We start from the raw sequence: 524 nt of genomic DNA, 5'->3' as shown, positions 1-524 counted from the left end.
CTGCGGCGGAGGCCGGGGCGCCCTGGGTCGCGGCGCCCTCGGCCACGGCCTTCTGGTCCACGGTCACGCCGGTCCCGCCGGCGACACCCTCGGCCACGGCGCGCTCGGCGTCCCGGTCCTGGCCGGCGTCATCGCCGCGCGAGTCGTCGGTCTCGGTCTCGGTCTCGCGGGAGGCCGCGGTGGCCTGGTCGTCCTCGTCCTGCTCGGCCGTCACCACGACGACCGAGCCGTGCTCGGTGGTGGCCACGGTATGGGCCTCGAGGTGCGCGTCGTCGGCCACGGCGTCGCCGCCCGAGGGCAGGTCCGCGGCCGGCGGGACGGCGTGGGCGTCCTCGCTCAGCGGCACGGTGCCCTTCACGGGCTCGGCATCGGCGGCGTCCGGCGCGGTGCGGTCCGCACGGTCGTCCTGCGCGGTGGTCGAGGCGGTCGACGACGGCGCGGCGGGCGCCTGCGCGACCGGGGACGGCGAGGCCGGGGTGGAGGGGACGTCGGCGGCGGCGTCCTGCTGGTCCACGGTCACGCCG

The 524-nt window shown here is 79.2% G+C and carries 1 pseudogene; it reads right to left on the bottom strand.

Annotation, left to right across the window (positions count from 1 at the left end):
* A pseudogene (locus NWP10_RS12295) lies at positions 1-524 on the bottom strand (hypothetical protein); the annotation flags it as partial.

The organism is Micrococcus sp. HG099 (assembly GCF_024723355.1).
Taxonomy (GTDB): domain Bacteria; phylum Actinomycetota; class Actinomycetes; order Actinomycetales; family Micrococcaceae; genus Micrococcus; species Micrococcus endophyticus.
This window is presented reverse-complemented; position numbering and strand designations above follow the sequence as displayed.